Raw genomic sequence first — 18,455 nt, forward strand, 5'->3', positions numbered from 1 at the left:
AACACCGTTGCGCTGCGCCCACACCGCCAAATTCATACCTCTGTTCCTACAGCACACCACCGACAACTACCCACCACTCGGACCGCAACAGCTGACACCCTCACTCCTGCAGGTCAATTCGGGGCCGCTGGGCCGGATGGCCGGACGGTCGAGAATGCAACGGGAGTCAAGGGCTGCGGTGCCGCTCCATCAACGAGACCTGATGATCGCGCACGGTGTGGCCGGCCTGCGGCGACGCGGTCCACTGCCCATCCGGCCCCAACTCCCAGCACCGGGTCGCCGGATCGAGCGCGGACTCGAATATGTCGTCGAGCTGTGCGGTCAGTCGCGGGTCTTTGACTTGAACCATCACCTCGACCCGCCGGTCGAGGTTGCGATGCATCATGTCCGCACTGCCCATCCAGAACTCGTCGATGGCACGGAAGTGGATGATCCGCGAGTGCTCAAGGAAACGGCCGAGAATCGATCGCGCGGCGATGTTTTCGGACAGACCCTGCGCGCCGGGCCGCAGCGCACAAATTCCGCGCACCACCACCTCGACGCGCACACCCTCCTGTGATGCATGGTAGAGCGCATCGATGACCTGCTCGTCGACCAGAGCGTTCATTTTGAGCCGGATTCGGCCGTCGCCGTCGTGACGGTGAGCGGCGATTTCACGTTCGACGCGTTCGATGATGCCCGAGCGAATTCCGTGCGGGGCCACCAACAGGTTGCGGTAGGACGACTTGCGTGAATAGCCGGTCAGCGAATTGAACAGGTCGGTCAGGTCGGCGCCGATATCCGGATCGGCGGTCAGCAGGCCGGTGTCCTCGTACAGCCGCGCCGTCTTGCCGTTGTAATTGCCGGTCCCCACATGGCAATACCGCCGGATCGTCGACCCCTCGCGGCGCACCACCAACGCGGTCTTGCAGTGCGTCTTGAGCCCGACGAGCCCGTAGACCACGTGCACGCCCGCCTGCTCCAGCGCGCGGGCCCACCGGATGTTGGCTTGCTCGTCGAAGCGGGCCTTGATTTCGACCAGCGCCACCACCTGCTTCCCGGCGTCGGCGGCGTCGATCAGCGCCCGCACGATCGGCGAGTCACCCGACGTGCGGTACAGGGTCTGCTTGATGGCCAGCACGGTGGGATCGGCGGCAGCCTGCTCGATGAACCGCTGCACGCTGGTGGAGAACGAATCGTAGGGGTGGTGCACCAGCACGTCGCCTTCGCGCAGCGTGGCGAAGATGCTCTTGGGGGTTTCGCGTTCGGCGAAGGCGGGCGGCGTCGCCGGCACGAACGGCCGGTCCTTCAGCGCCGGCCGGTCCACGTCGTAGATCTGCCACAGCGACGACAGGTCGAGCAGCCCCGGCACTTCGATGACGTCACCGGGGTGCACGTCGAGTTCGCGCAGCAACAGCTCCAGCATGTTCTCGGTCATGTCGTCGCCGACTTCCAGTCGCACCGGCGAGCCGAACCGCCGCCGCGCCAGCTCCCGCTCCAGGGCCTGCAGCAGGTCCTCGTCGCGGTCCTCTTCGACCTCGAAGTCGGCGTTGCGGGTGATGCGGAACACGTGGTGCTCGACGATCTCCAAACCGGGAAACAGCACCGGCAGAAACGCCGCAATGAGTTCCTCCGTCGGCAGGAAGCGGACCTCCGGCTGCCCGTCGGCACTGTCGGCGCCGCTGAGCTCGACGAACCGGTCGACGTTGTCGGGCACCTTCACCCGGGCGAAGTGCTGGCCGCCGTCGTCGGGTCGCCGCACGGTGACCGCCAGGTTCAGGCTCAAGCCGCTGACGAACGGGAACGGGTGAGCGGGATCGACCGCCAACGGCGTCAGCACCGGGAAGACCTGCTCGTGAAAGTAGTCCGACAGCCGCGTGCGTTCGTGCTCGTTCAGGTCGGCCCACGTGACGACGTGGATTCCCTCCCCGGCCAGGGCGGGGCGCACCGAGTCGAGGAAGACGTGCGCGTGCCGGCCGGCGATCTGCTGGGTCTGCTCGCCGATCCGGCGCAGCTGTTCGCGCGGTGTCAGGCCGTCCGCGGAACGCACCGACAGGCCCATCTCGTCGCGGCGTTTGAGGCCGGCGACCCGGACCATGTAGAACTCGTCGAGGTTGGAGGCGAAGATCGCCAGGAACTTGGCCCGCTCCAGCAACGGCAACGAGGTGTCGTCGGCCAGTGCGAGCACGCGGGCGTTGAAGTCCAGCCAGCTCAGCTCGCGGTTGAGGTAGCGGTGCTCGGGCAGTTCGTCGTCGGTCTCCGCCGCGGTCGCGGCGGGCGGCGCCGCCGGCGTCGAGTCACCCGGGCGCCAGGCCGCCTCGTCGTCGACTGTGGTTGCGGCGATCTCCCTGGCTTCGGTCTCGGTCATCTTGCGATCATGGCTTATCGACGGCGGTGCTGCCAGCGCTCGACCGACACGGCGTCGCCGTCTGCGCGTTGTTCACCTGACGTCAATTGGCCTGTCGGATCGCCCGGCTGGTCGCCGGGCCCACGCCGAGGCGGCGAGCGGCGGCCAGGTCGTCGGGGGTGTCGATGTCGCAGCGCAGGCCGGGCCACGCCCCGGTCAGCTCGATCGCCCCCGAATGCCGATGCCGCGCCGCCGAATCCGGCCCGAATCGCGGGTCGAGCCCCACTCCGAACGCGCACAGGGCGGTGGTTCCGGTGCCGGGCCTGTCCGCGACGAAGCTGCGCTGGTGGCGGCGCGCGGCGACGATCGCCTCGGCGAGCTCCGGTGTCTGCAGCGCCGGTAAATCTCCCTGCAGCACGACGATATTGGCCAGCGACTGCGACATCTGGCGCGCGGCGGCCGCCAGCGCGTTGTTCAACGGGTCGGGGTGGCCCTCCGGTGTCGGGTCGGGCAGCACGTCGGCGCCGAGCCGGGCCGCCTCGGCCGCGGCGGCGGCGTCGGGCGTGATGACGGTGATGCCGCGCAGCGCCCGCACGCCCGCGGCCGCGGTCAGCGTGTCGGCCAGCATGGCCAGCACCACACTCTCCCGGGTCGACGCGGAGAACAGCGGCGACAGCCTGGTCTTGGCGGCGGCCAGCCGCTTGACGGCGATGAGCAAGCCGACGTCACCGCTCATGCGGCCATCCTGCCAAAGCGTGCCGGTGTGGTTCTGCGTCGCACGACCCGCACAGTTCGCGGGGGGCGACCCGTCCGCCCGGACTACGCTGAAGCGCCGGCGGGTGGCCCGGCCGCGGCCACCGGCAAGGGGGTGCATGATCGACACGGACAGCGCGGTGGCCGTGATGGGCGCCGGCGCCTGGGGGACCGCGCTGGCCAAGGTGCTGGCCGACGCCGGCAGCGACGTCCGGCTGTGGGCCCGGCGGTCAGACCTTGCCGCGCAACTCAACGCCACCCGTCTCAACGCCGACTACCTGCCGGGCGTGCGGTTGCCCGCGGGAGTCCGCGCCACCGGCGACGCCGGTGAGGCGCTCGGCGGCGCGTCGACGGTGTTGCTGAGTGTGCCCGCCCAGACGATGCGGGCCAGCCTCGGGCAGTGGAACGGGTCGTTCGCCGACGGGGCGACCCTGGTGAGCGTCGCAAAAGGCATCGAGCTGGGCACCCTGATGCGGATGAGCCAGGTCATCGTCGCGGTGACCGGCGTCGACCCCGGGCAGGTGGCGGTGGTCTCCGGGCCCAACCTGGCCAGCGAGATCGCCGCCGAGCAGCCCGCCGCCACCGTGGTCGCCTGCGGCGACTCCGGCCGGGCGGTCGCGCTGCAGCGCATGCTCAACACCGCGTACTTCCGGCCCTACACCAACGCCGACGTGATCGGAGCCGAGGTCGGCGGCGCCTGCAAGAACGTCATCGCGCTGGCCTGCGGGATGGCGGCCGGGGTGGGTTTCGGCGAGAACACCGCGGCGGCGATCATCACCCGCGGGCTGGCGGAGATCATGCGGCTCGGCATCGCGCTCGGCGCCAAAGCGGCCACGCTGGCGGGCCTGGCGGGGGTGGGCGACCTGGTGGCCACCTGCACCTCGCCCCGGTCGCGCAACCGCTCCTTCGGCGAACGCCTGGGCCGCGGCGAGACGATGGAGTCGGCGCTGCGAACGTGGGACGGCCACGTCGTGGAGGGCGTGCCGTCCTGCGAGTCGGTGCTGGCGCTGGCGTCCAGTTACGACGTCGAGATGCCGCTCACCGACGCCGTGCACCGGGTCTGCCACCGCGGTCTGTCCGTCGCCGAGGCGATGCTGCTGCTGCTGGGACGCGGCACCAAGCCCGAGTGAGCCCGCATTGAGCAACGCCGCAGGCCACAGCGCGGCAGCCGGCGCCGCCGCCGAAACCCGGTAGCCTCTCTAGGTTGTGAGCGCACCCGGCCGTATCCGCGTCGCCGTCGTCTTCGGCGGGCGCAGCAACGAGCACGCGATCTCCTGCGTCTCGGCGGGCAGCATCATGCGCAACCTGGACCCGCGGCGGTTCGAGGTGGTCGCGGTGGGCATCACCCCGGATGGCTGTTGGGTGCTCACCGACGCCGACCCCGACGCGCTGGCCATCACCAACCGGCAGCTGCCGGGGGTGCGACCCGGATCGGGAACCGAGCTGGTCCTGCCGCCCGACCCGCGGCGGGCAGGCCAGTTGGTGTCGCTGTCACGCGGCGGCGGCGAGGTGCTGGCGTCGGTGGATGTGGTGTTCCCGGTGCTGCACGGCCGCTACGGCGAGGACGGCACCGTCCAGGGCCTGCTCGACATCGCCGGTGTGCCCTACGTCGGCGCGGGGGTGCTGGCCAGCGCGGTGGGGATGGACAAGGAGTTCACCAAGAAACTGCTGACGGCGGCGGGGCTTCCGGTCGGCGACCACGTCGTGCTGCGGCCGTCGCAGCCCACGCTCGACGCCGCCCAGCGGGACCGGCTCGGGCTGCCGGTGTTCGTCAAACCGGCGCGCGGCGGGTCGTCGATCGGCGTCAGCCGGGTGAGCAGCTGGGACGGGCTGCCCGCGGCCGTCACCGCGGCCCGCCGGCACGACCCGAAGGTGATCGTCGAGTCCGCGATCACCGGGCGGGAGCTGGAGTGCGGGGTGCTGGAATTCCCCGACGGAACCGTGCACGCCAGCACGGTCGGGGAGATCCGGGTGGCCGGGGTTCGGGGCCGCGAGGACTCCTTCTACGACTTCGCCGCCAAATACCTCGACGCCGCCGCCGAGCTCGACGTGCCCGCCAAGGTCGACGACGACGTCAGCGCGGAGGTGCGACGGCTGGCGATCCGGGCGTTCGGCGCCATCGACTGCGCGGGCCTGGCCCGGGTGGACTTCTTCCTCACCGAGGATGGGCCGGTGGTCAACGAGATCAACACGATGCCCGGGTTCACCGCGATCTCGATGTTCCCGCGGATGTGGGCGGCCAGCGGCCTGGATTACCCGACCCTGCTGGCAACGATGGTCGACACGGCGCTGGCCCGCGGGGCCGGCCTGCCCTGAGCCCGGCCTGCACTGGGCCCGGCCTGCCCTGGACCCGGCCTGCCCTGGGCCCGGCCCGTCAGCGCGGCGGGGCCGGATCGATCGGCACCGCCGCGACGGTCTGCTCGATCACCTCGGAGAGCTGCTGAATCGGGGTCGGCCCGGAGCCCGCCGGCAGGGTCAGCACCACGTACACCGGCCGGTCGACGGTGTACCACGTGCTGCTCGCGGCCCGGTCCGCGCGGTCCGCCTCGTCGAACCACTGCACCGACCCGACGACCAGGGTCGGCGAACCCACCACGAAGCCGGCCGGACGGTCGAGTCCGCACCGCAGCACCACCGGTTCGCCGCCGCCGCCGGTGCGCCACGCCGCGGTGCCGGCCGGCGCCGGCGCCGCAAGGGCGGCGCGCTGGTAGTCGCCGAGCCGCTCCGGCAGCGCCGCCATGAGCGCCCGGCATGTCTGGTCCTGCGCACCGGGTGCGGGCATCGCCGCGACCACGACGGGTTGCGGGCGTGGATGGTGCAGCGCCGCGACCGCCAGGACGGCGCCGATCGCGCCGACGGCCAGCGCCAGCGCCGCGATCAGCGCCGCGCGCGGCAGCGCCTCGGAGTCGGCCACGGTCACCTCCAGCTCGGTCGTGCCTACACTCCCGGAGTCGGCGCAGGACAACCTACCGTGGGTCGTGTGCGACCCGCCGACATGGAGGCGAATGTGAGGCGAATGTGAACAGCCGTCCGACGCTCGCCGACCTGGGCGAGTTCGGCGTGATCGACCGGCTGATCGCGGGCCGGCACCAGCCCGCGGCGGTCGAGCTGGGTCCGGGCGACGACGCCGCCGTGGTCCGCGCCGGCGACGGCCGCGTCGTGGTGTCGACGGACATGCTCGTGCAAGACCGCCACTTCCGGCTGGACTGGTCGACACCGCACGACGTGGGGCGCAAGGCCGTCGCCCAGAACGCCGCCGACGTCGAGGCGATGGGCGCCCGGCCCACCGCGTTCGTCGTCGGCTTCGGCGCCCCGCCGCAGACACCGGCCGCCCACGTCACTGCGCTCGCCGACGGGATGTGGGCGGAGGCCGGGCGGGTCGGCGCCGGCCTGGGAGCGGGAATCGTCGGCGGCGACCTGGTCGCCTGCCCGCAGTGGGTGGTGTCGGTGACGGTGCTCGGCGATCTGGCCGGCCGGGCGCCGGTGCTGCGCGCCGGGGCGCGCCCCGGCGCGGTGATCGCCGCCGCCGGCGAACTGGGCTGCTCGGCAGCTGGATATGCGCTGTGGCACAACGGTATCGATGGATTCGACCACTTGCGGCGGCGTCATCTGGTGCCGCATCCGCCCTACGGGCAGGGCCGGGCTGCCGCCGCGGCCGGGGCCCAGGCGATGATCGACGTCTCCGACGGACTGGTGGGCGACCTGCGGCACCTGGCCGACGCGTCCGGGGTGGGCGTCGACCTGAGCAGCGACGCGCTGGCGGCCGATCGCGACGCGTTGCGTGCGGCCGCCGGTGCGGCCGGCTGCGACCCGTGGCAGTGGGTGCTCGGCGGGGGCGAGGACCACGCCCTGGTGGCCGCGTTTCCCGGCGCGGTTCCGGCCGGATGGCGGGTCATCGGGCGGGTGCTCGACGGGCCGGCACGCGTGCTCCTCGACGGCTCGCCGTGGCGCGGATCCGCGGGCTGGGACGCGTTCGGGTCGGTAGGGTAGCGCGACATGACCGCGCGTCCGCTGCACGAACTGGTCGAGGACGGGTGGGCGCGGGCATTGCAGCCGGTCGCGGAGCAGGTGGCGCAGCTGGGGCAATTTCTGCGAGCCGAGATCGCCGCCGGCCGAAGCTACCTGCCTGTTGGCCCGAACGTGTTGCGCGCGTTCACGTTTCCTTTCGAACAGGTCCGCGTGCTGATCGTCGGGCAGGACCCGTATCCGACCCCCGGTCATGCGGTGGGCCTGAGCTTCTCGGTGGCGCCCGACGTGCGGCCGCTGCCGCGCAGCCTGGAGAACATCTTCGCCGAGTACACCACCGACCTGGGCTATCCGGCGCCGTCCTGCGGCGATCTGACGCCGTGGGCGCAGCGCGGGGTGATGCTGCTCAACCGGGTGCTCACCGTGCAGCCGGGCAACCCGGCGTCGCACCGGGGCAAGGGCTGGGAGACCGTCACCGAATGTGCCATTCGCGCGCTGGCGGGCCGCAAGCAACCCATGGTGGCCATCCTGTGGGGTCGGGACGCGTCGACACTCGAACCGATGTTGTCCGAAAATTCCTGCAGCACAATCGAATCACCGCATCCTTCGCCGCTGTCGGCGGCGCGGGGTTTTTTCGGGTCCCGGCCGTTCAGCCGCGCCAACGACTCGTTGACCGCCGTGGGTGCCGAGCCGATCGACTGGCGGCTGCCCTGAGCGCCAACCGTCACCCGGTCAGGTCGTCGCTGGACGCGTCGGCCAGCAGCGCATCGCGGGCACGGGCCACCCGCGAGCGGATGGTGCCGACGGGACAGCTGCACACCGCCGCGGCATCGGCGTAGGACAGGCCCAGGAACTGCGTCAGCAACAGCGCTTCGCGCTGATCGGTGGTGAGGCCGGCGATCAGCATCGTCACCTCGACAATGTCCTCGAAACCGCGAGCGGAGAGAACCCGGTCGCACATGCGCACCGGATCGGCGCCGTCGGCGATGCGGGGCCGCGACTGCGCGCGGCGAATGTGGTCGGCGACGACGCGACGTGCGATGGCCAGCAGCCAGGTCCGGGCGCTGGAGCGGCCGGCGAACCCGCGGATGGCGCCGATCGCCCGCAGGTAGGTCTCCTGGGTCAGGTCGTCGGCGCTGCGCCGGTCGGCCAGGTAGGCGACGAACCGCCAGACGTCGTGCTGGGTGGCCCTGATGAAATCCTCCAGGGCCCGGGTGTTCCCGCGCGCGGCCGACAGCGCGAGTGCGGTGACGGCGTCGTCGTCGCTACCCGCGGTCATGACCTCCGACCTTAACGCGGATCCGGCCTCGCTACGACGAGTGGTCATAGTTCGCGTGAGGCGCGCTGCTCAGGCCGCGGAGCGGTTGATCGGCCGCAGGTGCCGGCGGCGCCGACCGCGCGAGACGTCCGGGGGCAGCGGCAGGTCGGCGGGTCCGGCGCTGATGTCGTGCGGCCTGCGCGCGCCGCCCCGCTGCTGCGCCACCAGCACCGCGCACACCAGTCCGACCAGGATGGGCAGGTGACTTGCCATGCGTGCGGCGGTCACCTGGCCGTGCAGCGCGTCGAGCGTCACATAGCCCGCAAGAACCAGCGAAAACGCGGCAACGATCGCCGCCACGCCCACCGACACCGCGGGCCAGATGCCCGCGGCGATCATGGCCGCGCCCAGCGCCAGCAACCACGCGGTGGACTCGTGCAGCAGATGCTCCCCGGTCATCGCGCCATGCCCCGAGCCGGACACCATGCCGAAGTCGACCCCGACGATCTGCGCCACCGCCACGGCCACCTGCAATGCACCCACGACGATCAGCGCCCACCGCCGATAGCCGAACCCCTGCCAGGGGCGCGGCCCGGCCGGCGCGCCGGCGACGGCCGCCATGATCCTGTCGGCCAGGTCAGGGGCCTGGCCGATGTCGGCAGCGGCGAACCGGCGTGTCTGCACCGCGGTGCCGATCAGCCAGCTGCGGCACGCGCCGCAGGTCTTCAGATGGGCGTCGACCCGGGGCGCCGAGGCATGGTGATGCTCGCCGTCCAACCGTGCCGACAGCGCTTCTCGGGCAACTTCGCACCGCACCCTTGCATCTTGGCGCATGCCGGCGGCTGCCCGCCAGTCCCCTGAGGTCAGCCGCGGGCGACCTTGCCGGCCTTGATGCACGACGTGCAGACGTTGAGCCGCAGCTTGTTGCCGCCCGGGCGGGTGACCGCGTGCACGGTCTGGACGTTGGGATCCCACCGGCGGCTGGTCCTGCGGTGCGAGTGCGACACCGACTTGCCGAATCCGGGGCTCTTCCCGCAGATATCGCACACGGCGGCCATGTGAAAACTCCTCGAAGCTCGAAGGCCGACAACCGAACGGGTGGCCCGACGACTTGGTCAGGATAGCCGTCGTCGGCGGCAACCGCCAAAACGACGCACAGCCGCCGGACCTGGACCGGCGCTGTCGCCCACACGCTTTAGGCTGGCGCCCATCGAACGCCCATCGAAGAGGTGGACCAGGAGGTGGCGCGTGCACACACCGGGTCGCCTGCTGACCGCGTCCGCGCTGCGCGACTGGGCGCACACCGCCGTCGGGGACCTGATCACCCATCTCGACGAGATCAACCGGCTCAACGTGTTCCCGGTCGCTGACTCCGACACCGGGGTGAACATGCTGTTCACCATGCGCTCCGCGCTTGCCGAGGCCAACACCGTCGCCGCCGCCGGTGACGTGGCCCGGGTGGCGGCCGCTCTGTCGACCGGCGCGCTCAACGGGGCGCGCGGCAACTCCGGGGTGATCTTGTCGCAGATCCTGCGTGGCATCGCCGACATCACCGCCACCGCGGCCGCCGAGTCCGGGGGTGGCCTGGACACCATCGACGCGGCGACGCTCGGGGACGGGCTGCGCCACGCCGTGGGCTTGGTCGTCGCCTCGATGGGCGGCCGGGAGGTGCCCGGCACGATCGTCTCGGTGCTGCGGGCCGCGGCCGGCGCCGTCGAGCAGTGCGCACGCGGCGGCGGCGGGTTGGCCACGGCCGTCGCCGCGGCCGGTGACGCCGCCGTGATCGCGCTGGATAAAACCCCGCAGCAGCTCGCGGTGCTGGCAGACGCGGGCGTGGTCGACGCCGGCGGCCGCGGTCTGCTGGTGCTGCTCGACGCGCTGTGCTCGACGCTGACCGGGCACGCTCCCGCCCGCCCGGTGTACCGGGCGCCGACGCGCCAGACGCCGGTCGACATCACCTCGAACGGCGCCGCCGGCCGGCCGGCGCCGTTCGAGGTGATGTATCTGCTCGGTGACTGCGACGCCGCCGGCGCCGAGGCGCTGCGCAAGCGGCTCACCCGGCTGGGCGACTCGGTGGCCATCGCGACCGCGTCGTCCGGCGCGGCCGGCGGCTACTCGGTGCATGTGCACACCGACGACGCCGGGGCCGCGGTCGAGGCGGGGCTGGTGGCCGGGCGGCCCACCCGCATCCAGATCTCGGCGCTGACGGGCCACGTCAGCGGGCTGCCGCCGGGCAGCTGGACGGCCGAACGGGCGGTGCTGGCGGTAGTCGACGGCGACGGCGCCGCCGAACTGTTCGCCGGGGAGGGCGCCTGTGTGCTGCGGCCCGACCCGGACGCCGCCGGGGTCAGCGCCCAGCAGTTGCTGCGCGGGCTGGTCGACACCGGCGCCGCCCAGGTGATGGTGTTGCCCAACGGCTACGTGCCCGCCGAAGAACTGGTGGCGGGCTGCACGGCGGCCATCGGCTGGGGCATCGATGTGGTGCCGCTGCCGACCGGGTCGATGGTGCAGGGGTTGGCGGCGCTCGCCGTGCACGAACCGGGCCGGCAGGCCGTCGACGACGGCTACACCATGGCCCGCGCCGCCGGCGCGACCCGACACGGGTCGGTGCGCGTCGCGTCGGAGACGGCGCTGACGTTCGCCGGACCGTGTGCGCCCGGAGACGGGCTGGGCATCGCCGCCGACGAGGTGCTGATTGTGGCCCCTGACATCACCTCGGCCGCCACCGGACTGCTGGATCTGCTGCTGGCCGCCGGCGGTGAGCTGGTGACGGTCCTGATCGGCGATGGCGCCGGGGTCGGCGCGGTGGGCGCCGCACTGGAACGGCACATCCACGACGAGCATGCCGGCATCGAGCTGGTGACCTATCGCACCGGTCATCGCGGCGACGCGGTGCTGATCGGGGTCGAGTAGCCATGGTGGCGTTGGACGACCGGCTGGACTTCATCGTGGGCGCCGAAGCCGCCGAGTCGCTCGACGACGTGTTCGGCATCCGGACCGTCGAAGGTCTGCTGCGGCACTACCCGCGCAGCTACGTCGAGGGCACCACGGTGCGCGGCGCCGACGACGAGCGGCCCCCTGTCGGGGAGCACGTCACGCTCGTCGACAAGATCACCAGCGCCGCAGGACATCCGATGAAAACCCGCCCCAAGGAAAGGTATCTGGTCATCACCCTCGGTTCGGGGCGAAACAAGGTGACCGCCACGTTCTTTCACGCCAAGAAGTGGTTCGAGGATCAGCTCCCCGTCGGAACTCGCGTCATGCTGTCCGGGGAGGTCGGGTATTTCCGGGGCGTCATGCAGCTGACCCACCCCGACTTCCTCGTCCTGGACCCGCGGGACGGCAAGAACCACGGCAGCAGTTCGCTGCGCAACATCGCCAAGGCATCGCGGGCGGTCAGCGGCGACGTGCGACTGAGCGCGTTCGAACGGGCCTGCTACCCGATCTATCCGGCCAGCACCAAACTGCAGAGCTGGGACATCTACGCGTGCGTGCGCCAGGTGCTCGAGGTGCTCGACCCGATCGCCGACCCGTTGCCGGAATCGCTGCTTCGGCACTACCGCCTGGTCTCCGAAGACGAGGCGCTGCGCGCCATCCACCTCGCCGAGGGCGCCGAGGAGCGGCGGCGGGCCCGGGAGCGGCTGACGTTCGACGAGGCTGTCGGCCTGCAGTGGGCGCTGGTGACGCGCCGGCACGGCGAATTGTCGCAATCCGGGCCGGCGGCACCGCGGCGTTGCGACGGGCTGGCGGCGATGCTGGTGCGGCGGTTGCCGTTCGACCTGACCGACGGGCAGCGCGACGTGCTCGAAACGCTGACCGGTGAGATCGCGGCCAACCGCCCGATGAACCGGCTGCTACAGGGGGAGGTCGGCTCGGGCAAGACCATCGTCGCGGTGCTGGCGATGCTGCAGATGGTCGACGCGGGTTACCAGTGCGCCCTGTTGGCGCCGACGGAAGTGCTTGCCGCACAACATGTCCAGTCTATTCGCGACGTGCTGGGCCCGCTGGCGATGGGCGGCCGGCTTGGCGGCGCTGAGGACGCCACCCAGGTGGAGCTGCTGACGGGCTCGATGTCGGCGGCGCAGAAGAAACAGGTCCGCGCCGAGATCACCAGCGGGCGGGCCGGCATCGTCGTCGGCACCCACGCGCTGCTGCACGACGCCGTCGAGTTCCGACGGCTGGGCATGGTCGTGGTCGACGAGCAGCACCGTTTCGGCGTCGAGCAGCGGGATCAGTTGCGCGCCAAGGCCCCCGACGGCGTCACCCCGCATCTGCTGGTGATGACCGCTACCCCGATTCCGCGCACCGTCGCGCTCACCGTCTACGGCGACCTGGAAACCGCGACGCTGCGCGAACTTCCGCGTGGGCGCCAGCCGATCACCACGACCACGATCTTCGTCAAAGACAAGCCGGCGTGGCTGGACCGGGCCTGGCGGCGCATCGTCGAAGAGGTGCGCAACGGGCGCCAGGCCTACGTGGTGGCGCCCCGCATCGACGAGAACGACCAAGCCGAGACCGCCGCGGGACAGTTCGAGGAGGGTGCACAACCCTCGGCGACGGCGGTCGACCTGTTCGGCCGGCTGGGCCGGCGCGAACTGGCCGGCCTGCGACTGGGCCTGATGCACGGCCGGTTGCCGGCCGACGAGAAGGATGCCGTGATGACGGCGTTCCGCGCCGGCCGGATCGACGTCCTGGTGTGCACCAGCGTCATCGAAGTCGGTGTCGACGTGCCCAACGCGACGGTGATGCTGGTGATGGACGCTGACCGGTTCGGGATCAGCCAGTTGCATCAGCTGCGGGGGCGGATCGGGCGCGGCCCCGAGGCCAGCTTGTGCCTGCTGGCCAGCGGGGTCTCGCCGGGGTCGCGGGCGGGCCGGCGGCTGGGCGCGGTCGCCGGCACGCTCGACGGGTTCGCTCTGGCAGACTTGGACCTTGCGGAGCGTCGAGAAGGGGATGTGTTGGGCCGCAACCAGTCTGGTCGTGCGATCACGTTGCGGCTGCTGTCGCTGGCCGATCACCGTGAGGTGATCGAAACAGCCCGCGAACTGTGCGAGGATGTCTACGTACAGGATCCGTCGCACGTCGGGTTCACCCGGCTGGCGGCGCCGTTCACCAGCACCGAACGCATCGAATACCTCGACAAGTCATGAGAAGCGACAGGTCATGAGAAGCGACAGGTCATGAGAAGCGACAGGTCATGAGCCGCAGAACGCTGCTGTGGTTGTCGGCGGTCGCCGTGCTCGCCGTGGTGGTCGCCCACCAGGTGGTGGCGTCGTCGGCGCACGACCGCACCGAAGAGTTCGCCGCGCGCGCCGACGTGCCGACGGTGGCACCCGGAGCCGACGTGCTGGCCGGGATCGTGGTGGTGCCGAAGCGGATCCACCGCTACGACTACCGCCGCTCCGCGTTCGGCGAGGCGTGGACTGACGACAACGACGCACCCGGCGGGCACAACGGCTGCGACACCCGCGACGACATCCTCAATCGCGACCTCGTCGACAAGACCTACGTGTCGATCAAGCGCTGCCCCGACGCCGTCGCGACGGGCATCCTGCACGACCCGTACACCAACGCCACGATCGACTTCCAGCGCGGCGCGAAGGTCGGCGAGGCGGTGCAGATCGACCACATCGTCGCGCTCGCTTTGGCGTGGGACATGGGCGCCTACGACTGGCCGTTTTCCGAGCGGGTGCGTTTCGCCAACGACCCGGCCAACCTGTTGGCGGTGTCGGGACCGGCCAACCAGGACAAGGGGGACGCGCAGGCCGCGCGATGGATGCCGCCCAACACTGCGTTCTGGTGCCAGTACAGCATGCAGTACATCGAGGTGCTGCGCGGTTACTCGCTGCCGGTCGACGAGGCGTCGGCGGAGGTCCTGCGCCGGGCCGCGGCCACCTGCCCGACCGGGTAGCGCCGCTGCCCGGTCGCCTCAGGCGCCGGTGTAGGTCAGCGGGTCCGCGCGCACCCGGGTGCCGTCGTTGAGACCGTCCAGCGCATCCATGTGCTCGGCGGCCAGCTCGAAATCGAACACGTCGAGGTTGCCGGCGATGCGCTCCGGTTCACCCGAGCGGAACACGACGGCATTGCCCAGCTGCAGGTTCCACCGGATCAGCACCTGAGCGGGCGTCCTGGCGTATTCGGCGGCCAGTGCGCTCACCGTCGGGTGATCCAGCAGGCGGCCACCGCCGAGCGGGGTGTGGGCCTGGGTGACGACGTTGTGCTGTGCGTGGGCTTCGCGCAGCGCGGCCTGGTTGAGCAGCGGGTGCAGCTCGATCTGGTTGACCGCGGGGGTGACGAACGCGAGGTCGATGACGTTCGCCAGGTGCTCGTCGGTGAAGTTGGCCACCCCGATCGAGCGGGCCAGGCCGTCGCCCCGGCACTGGATCGCGCCGCCGAAGCTGTTGACGTACTCGCCTAGCCGCGGCGCCGGCCAGTCGACCAGGTACAAGTCGACGTAGTCCAGGCCCAGCCGTTCCAGGCTGGCCCGGCAGGCCTGCTGCGTGTTGGTGAAGCCCTGGTCGGCGACCGCCAGCTTGGTGGTGACGAACAGCTCGGCGCGCGAAATCCCCGAGGCGGCGATCGCCCGGCCGACGGCGGCCTCGTTGCCGTATGCCGCCGCGGTGTCGATCAACCGGCAGCCGAGCTCCAGTGCCGCCGACACCGCGTGCTGCGCCTCGGCCTCGGACAACTCGGCCACGCTGAGGCCCAGCACCGGCATGGTGTTCTCGTCGTTGAGCGCGACGGAACGGACTGAGGGGATAGCGGCGCTCGGCATCAGCTCACCTGCCTGTGAAGTCGAAGGTTCGTGGGTCGGGACCGAGGCGGGTTCCGTCGTCGAGCGAGGAGATCGCCGCCATCTGCTCGGCGTCGAGTTCGAAATCGAACACGTCGAAGTTACTCGCTATCCGCTCGGGGTGCACTGATTTGGGGATCACGATGTTTCCGAGCTGAAGGTGCCACCTGATCAGAGTCTGGGCAGGTGTTCGCCCGCACGCTGCGGCGACTGCGGTGACAACCGGGTCGGTCAGCAGCGACCCCTGACCGAGCGGTCCCCAGGCCTCCGTCGCGATGCCCAGCCGCGCGTGCACGGCACGCAACTCGGTTTGCGGCAGCCGCGGATGCAGCTCGACCTGGTTGACAGCGGGCACGATCCCGGTGGTGTCGATGAGCACCTGCAGGTGCTCGGGTTCGAAGTTGCTCACCCCGATGGACCGGATTCGGCCCTGTTCGCGCAGGTGGGCGAACGCCGTGAAGGTGTCGACGAAGGTGCCCTTCTGCGGCATCGGCCAGTGGATCAGGTATAGGTCGAGGTAGTCCAGGCCGAGGCGGTCCATGCTGGCGTCGAACGCCGCCTGGGTGCTGTCGTAGCCTTGGTCGGCGTTCCACAGTTTGGTCACCACGTAGAGTTCGTCGCGGGGCACGCCCGACTGGGCGACCGCCCGTCCGGTCGCCCGCTCGTTGCGGTAGGCCGCCGCGGTGTCGATATGGCGGTAGCCGGCGCGCAGGGCGGCGCTCACTGCCTGCTCGGTGTCCGCGGGTGGAATCAGGAAAACGCCGAATCCGACCGCGGGGATCGCATTACCGTCATTGAGCGTGACGAGGGGAGCAGCCATGACACGCAGTCTGCCAGCCGGGACGGCACCGCGGAGAGGGGCACGCCGCGGCCCGGTCCGCCTGCCCGGCCGTGTGCAGGAGCTCGCCACCGGCGCCGGCCTCAAGCTCATTCCCCGGCTCCCGGCCGGCGCCAAGCGGCTGCTGTGCGGCGGCCGGTCGGTCACCCTCGACGGCAACACGCTGGACACCACACTGCAGGTGACGCTGGCCGCGCAGCGCGCCGCCGGCATCACCGGCCTGGTCATCGACGACGACCCCGTCGCCTCGCGGGCCCAGATTCGGCTTACCTGCCAGGCGCTGCCCGGCCCGCAGATCCACGTCGCGGTCGGCGACATCGCGCTGCCGGGGCCTGCCGGCGACATCCCGGCCCGGCATTACCGCCCGGCCGGCGCCGACCCAGCGCCGATGCTGGTGTTCTATCACGGCGGCGGTTGGGTGATCGGCGACCTGGACACCCACGATCAGCTGTGCCGGCTGACCTGCCGTGACGCCGGCGTCCACGTGCTGGCGATCGACTACCGGCTGGCCCCGGAGCACCCGGCTCCGGCGGCTGCCGACGACGCCTACGCGGCCTTCCGCTGGGCGCACGAGCACGCCGCCGAGCTGGGGGCGCTGCCCGGCACGGTCGCGGTGGGCGGGGACAGCGCCGGCGGCAACCTGGCGGCGGTCGTGTCGCAGTTGGCGCGCGACGACGGCGGCCCGATGCCGGCCGTGCAGTGGCTGATCTACCCGGTCACCGACTGCACCGCCCAGACCCGGTCTCGCACGCTGTTCGCCGACGGCTTCCTGCTGACCAAACACGACATGGACTGGTACACCGACCAGTACGTCGGCACCTCCGATATCGACCCCGCCGACCCGCGGGTGTCGCCGCTGCTGGCCGACGACCTGTCCGGCCTGCCGCCCGCGCTGATCGCCGTCGCCGGTTTCGACCCGCTGCGCGACGAGGGTGAGCGCTACGCGGCGGCGTTGCGGGCCGCCGGCAACGTCGTCGACCTGCGCCGCATGGGCTCGCTGACCCACGCGTTCGCCAACCTGTTCCCGCTCGGCGGCGGAAGTGCGCTGGCCACCGCGGAGCTGACCTCGGCTCTGCGTGCGCACCTCAGCCGGGTCTGAGTCGGCCGGTACGCTGACCCCGTGGCCAACAAATCGAAACGTCCCGTGGGCTATGACCCCAAAGTCGGCGGCAGCCGCCGAGACCTGGCGATGCGGATCGGGCTGACCGCGGTCGTGGTGGTCTTCGCCGTCGCGCTGCTCGGCTACATCGTGATCTCCCACAACCACAAGACCAGGGGCGAGGCCGCGGGGCGAGCGATCCGGGTGACGTCGAGCAAGCTGGTCACCGGCGACGGCGGCAAGGATCCCAAGGCCACGGTGTCGTTCTACGAGGACTTCCTGTGCCCGGCGTGCGGGAACTTCGAGCGGACGTTCGGGCCGACGGTGTCCAAGCTCGTCGACAGCGGCGCCATCGCGGCCGACTACTACATGGTGGGCATCCTGAACAGCCCGCGAAACCACGACTACTCGTCGCGAGCGGGCGCCGCGGCCTACTGCGTGGCCGACGAGTCCGTCGACGCGTTCCTGCGCTTCCACGCCGCGTTGTTCAGCACGGCGATCCAGCCCAGCGAGATCGGCACCACCTTCCCCGACAACGCGCGGCTCATCGAGATCGCCCGTGAGGCGGGCGCGGCGGGCACGGTGCCGGGCTGCGTCGACAGCGGCAAGTACCTGCCGATGGTGGACGGCATGGCGGCGGCGGTCAACGTGCACGCCACCCCGACGGTCCGCATCAACGGCCAGGACTACAGCCCGTCGACGCCGGAGGCGCTGGTCGCCAAGATCAAGGAAATCGTCGGCAACGTGCCGGGCCTGGACTCGGCGGTCACTCCGCCGCCGTCGTGACCGTTGCGGCGTCGGCCCAACCCGCCGAACAGGATTCGGAGCCGCGCAGCGCGCCCGTTGTGTCGTCGCCCAGCGCGTGGTGGGTGCTGATCGCCGGGGCGGTCGGCCTGGTCGCGTCGGTGGCGCTGACGGTCGAGAAGATCAAGATCGCGCTCAACTCGTCCTACGTGCCGTCGTGCAACCTCAACCCGGTGGTGTCCTGCGGCTCGGTGATGACGACGCCGCAGGCCGCCGTGCTGGGCGTGCCCAATCCGCTGATCGGCATCGCGGCGTTCACTGTGGTCGTGGTCACCGGTGTGTTGACCGTCGCGAAAGTGGCGCTGCCGCAGTGGTATTGGATGGGATTGGCGGTGGGGACGCTGGCCGGCGTCGGGTTAGTGCACTGGCTGATCTTTCAGAGCCTGTACCGGATCGGGGCGCTGTGCCCGTACTGCATGGCGGTGTGGGCGGTCGCCGTTCCGCTGCTGGTGGTCGTCGCGTCGATCGCGCTGCGCCCGGCGCTCGGCGGTAGCGTCGTGGCACGCGAGCTCTATCGGTACCGGTGGTCGATCGTCACCTTGTGGTTCACCGGGGTCCTCCTGCTGATCCTGTCCCGGTTCTGGGACTACTGGTCGACGCTGGTATAGGTAGGCGTGT

Annotated in this window: 18 protein-coding genes; 10 read left to right on the plus strand and 8 right to left on the minus strand. The window is 71.2% G+C overall.

Annotated elements, in window-relative coordinates:
- Positions 1-166: 166 nt before the first annotated feature.
- Together ABDW21_RS00005 and cofC are read right to left on the minus strand one after the other, a co-directional pair.
- Positions 167-2,347: an RNA degradosome polyphosphate kinase gene (locus tag ABDW21_RS00005; protein ID WP_343603232.1), complete on the minus strand. Its 2,181-nt coding sequence runs from the start codon at positions 2,345-2,347 to the stop codon at positions 167-169.
- Positions 2,348-2,429: 82 nt separating this feature from the next.
- Positions 2,430-3,062: a 2-phospho-L-lactate guanylyltransferase gene (cofC, locus tag ABDW21_RS00010; RefSeq protein ID WP_343603231.1), complete on the minus strand. Its 633-nt coding sequence runs from the start codon at positions 3,060-3,062 to the stop codon at positions 2,430-2,432.
- 136 nt (positions 3,063-3,198) lie between these two features.
- Here cofC and ABDW21_RS00015 point away from each other — a divergent pair, with 136 nt between their 5' ends.
- Together ABDW21_RS00015 and ABDW21_RS00020 are read left to right on the plus strand one after the other, a co-directional pair.
- Positions 3,199-4,209 carry an NAD(P)H-dependent glycerol-3-phosphate dehydrogenase gene (locus ABDW21_RS00015; RefSeq protein WP_343709897.1) on the plus strand — a complete coding sequence of 337 codons (1,011 nt, stop codon included), beginning with the start codon at positions 3,199-3,201 and terminating at the stop codon, positions 4,207-4,209.
- A gap of 76 nt (positions 4,210-4,285) precedes the next feature.
- Complete coding sequence (locus ABDW21_RS00020; RefSeq protein ID WP_343709898.1) at positions 4,286-5,395, plus strand: D-alanine--D-alanine ligase family protein; 1,110 nt, start codon at positions 4,286-4,288, stop codon at positions 5,393-5,395.
- A 58-nt stretch (positions 5,396-5,453) separates the two neighbouring features.
- On the opposite strand, the gene ABDW21_RS00025 is transcribed toward ABDW21_RS00020, so the two are convergent.
- Complete coding sequence (locus ABDW21_RS00025; RefSeq protein WP_343599357.1) at positions 5,454-5,999, minus strand: DUF3515 domain-containing protein; 546 nt, start codon at positions 5,997-5,999, stop codon at positions 5,454-5,456.
- Between the two features lie 98 nt (positions 6,000-6,097).
- Here ABDW21_RS00025 and ABDW21_RS00030 point away from each other — a divergent pair, with 98 nt between their 5' ends.
- Both ABDW21_RS00030 and ABDW21_RS00035 read left to right on the plus strand, forming a co-directional pair.
- Positions 6,098-7,069, plus strand: a complete 972-nt coding sequence (locus ABDW21_RS00030; RefSeq protein WP_343599356.1) for a thiamine-phosphate kinase — start codon at positions 6,098-6,100, stop codon at positions 7,067-7,069.
- Positions 7,070-7,075: 6 nt separating this feature from the next.
- A complete protein-coding gene (locus tag ABDW21_RS00035; protein ID WP_343599355.1) occupies positions 7,076-7,759 on the plus strand; it encodes a uracil-DNA glycosylase in 684 nt (227 codons plus the stop codon).
- Between the two features lie 10 nt (positions 7,760-7,769).
- Here the strand turns inward: ABDW21_RS00035 and sigC are convergent, their stop codons facing one another.
- From sigC to rpmB, 3 genes are all read right to left on the minus strand, one after another.
- Complete coding sequence (sigC, locus tag ABDW21_RS00040) at positions 7,770-8,324, minus strand: RNA polymerase sigma factor SigC (protein WP_343599354.1); 555 nt, start codon at positions 8,322-8,324, stop codon at positions 7,770-7,772.
- 69 nt (positions 8,325-8,393) lie between these two features.
- On the minus strand, positions 8,394-9,119 hold the full coding sequence (locus ABDW21_RS00045) for a DUF2275 domain-containing protein (protein ID WP_343599353.1): 726 nt from the start codon (positions 9,117-9,119) through the stop codon (positions 8,394-8,396).
- Between the two features lie 47 nt (positions 9,120-9,166).
- Positions 9,167-9,361, minus strand: coding sequence for a 50S ribosomal protein L28 (gene rpmB, locus ABDW21_RS00050; protein WP_343599352.1), 195 nt, complete (start codon positions 9,359-9,361; stop codon positions 9,167-9,169).
- Between the two features lie 190 nt (positions 9,362-9,551).
- Between rpmB and ABDW21_RS00055 the strand changes: the two genes are divergently transcribed.
- From ABDW21_RS00055 to ABDW21_RS00065, 3 genes are read left to right on the plus strand one after another with little or no spacing between them, the layout of a single operon-like run.
- Complete coding sequence (locus ABDW21_RS00055) at positions 9,552-11,216, plus strand: DAK2 domain-containing protein (protein WP_343599351.1); 1,665 nt, start codon at positions 9,552-9,554, stop codon at positions 11,214-11,216.
- 2 nt (positions 11,217-11,218) lie between these two features.
- Positions 11,219-13,453, plus strand: a complete 2,235-nt coding sequence (gene recG / locus ABDW21_RS00060; RefSeq protein ID WP_343599350.1) for an ATP-dependent DNA helicase RecG — start codon at positions 11,219-11,221, stop codon at positions 13,451-13,453.
- A 47-nt stretch (positions 13,454-13,500) separates the two neighbouring features.
- The gene (locus ABDW21_RS00065; RefSeq protein ID WP_343599348.1) at positions 13,501-14,214 is read left to right on the plus strand and encodes an HNH endonuclease family protein; all 714 of its coding nucleotides are present in this window, start codon (positions 13,501-13,503) and stop codon (positions 14,212-14,214) included.
- Positions 14,215-14,232: 18 nt separating this feature from the next.
- Here ABDW21_RS00065 and ABDW21_RS00070 read toward each other — a convergent pair whose 3' ends face one another.
- A complete protein-coding gene (locus ABDW21_RS00070) occupies positions 14,233-15,078 on the minus strand; it encodes an aldo/keto reductase (protein WP_343599347.1) in 846 nt (281 codons plus the stop codon).
- Positions 15,079-15,082: 4 nt separating this feature from the next.
- Positions 15,083-15,916, minus strand: coding sequence for an aldo/keto reductase (locus ABDW21_RS00075; protein WP_343599346.1), 834 nt, complete (start codon positions 15,914-15,916; stop codon positions 15,083-15,085).
- Here ABDW21_RS00075 and ABDW21_RS00080 point away from each other — a divergent pair.
- The 3 genes from ABDW21_RS00080 to ABDW21_RS00090 are packed head-to-tail and all read left to right on the plus strand — an operon-like array spanning position 15,915 to position 18,445.
- Positions 15,915-17,033 carry an alpha/beta hydrolase gene (locus ABDW21_RS00080; RefSeq protein WP_343599345.1) on the plus strand — a complete coding sequence of 373 codons (1,119 nt, stop codon included), beginning with the start codon at positions 15,915-15,917 and terminating at the stop codon, positions 17,031-17,033. The genes ABDW21_RS00075 and ABDW21_RS00080 overlap by 2 nt on opposite strands.
- Before the next feature lie 21 nt (positions 17,034-17,054).
- Positions 17,055-17,819, plus strand: coding sequence for a DsbA family protein (locus ABDW21_RS00085; protein WP_343599344.1), 765 nt, complete (start codon positions 17,055-17,057; stop codon positions 17,817-17,819).
- Entirely contained in the window at positions 17,816-18,445 is a 630-nt protein-coding gene (locus tag ABDW21_RS00090; protein ID WP_343599343.1) for a vitamin K epoxide reductase family protein, read from the plus strand. Before ABDW21_RS00085 ends, ABDW21_RS00090 begins: the two co-directional genes overlap by 4 nt.
- The last annotated feature ends 10 nt before the right edge of the window (positions 18,446-18,455 follow it).

This window comes from Mycobacterium sp. (assembly GCF_039583805.1).
Taxonomy (GTDB): Bacteria; Actinomycetota; Actinomycetes; order Mycobacteriales; family Mycobacteriaceae; genus Mycobacterium.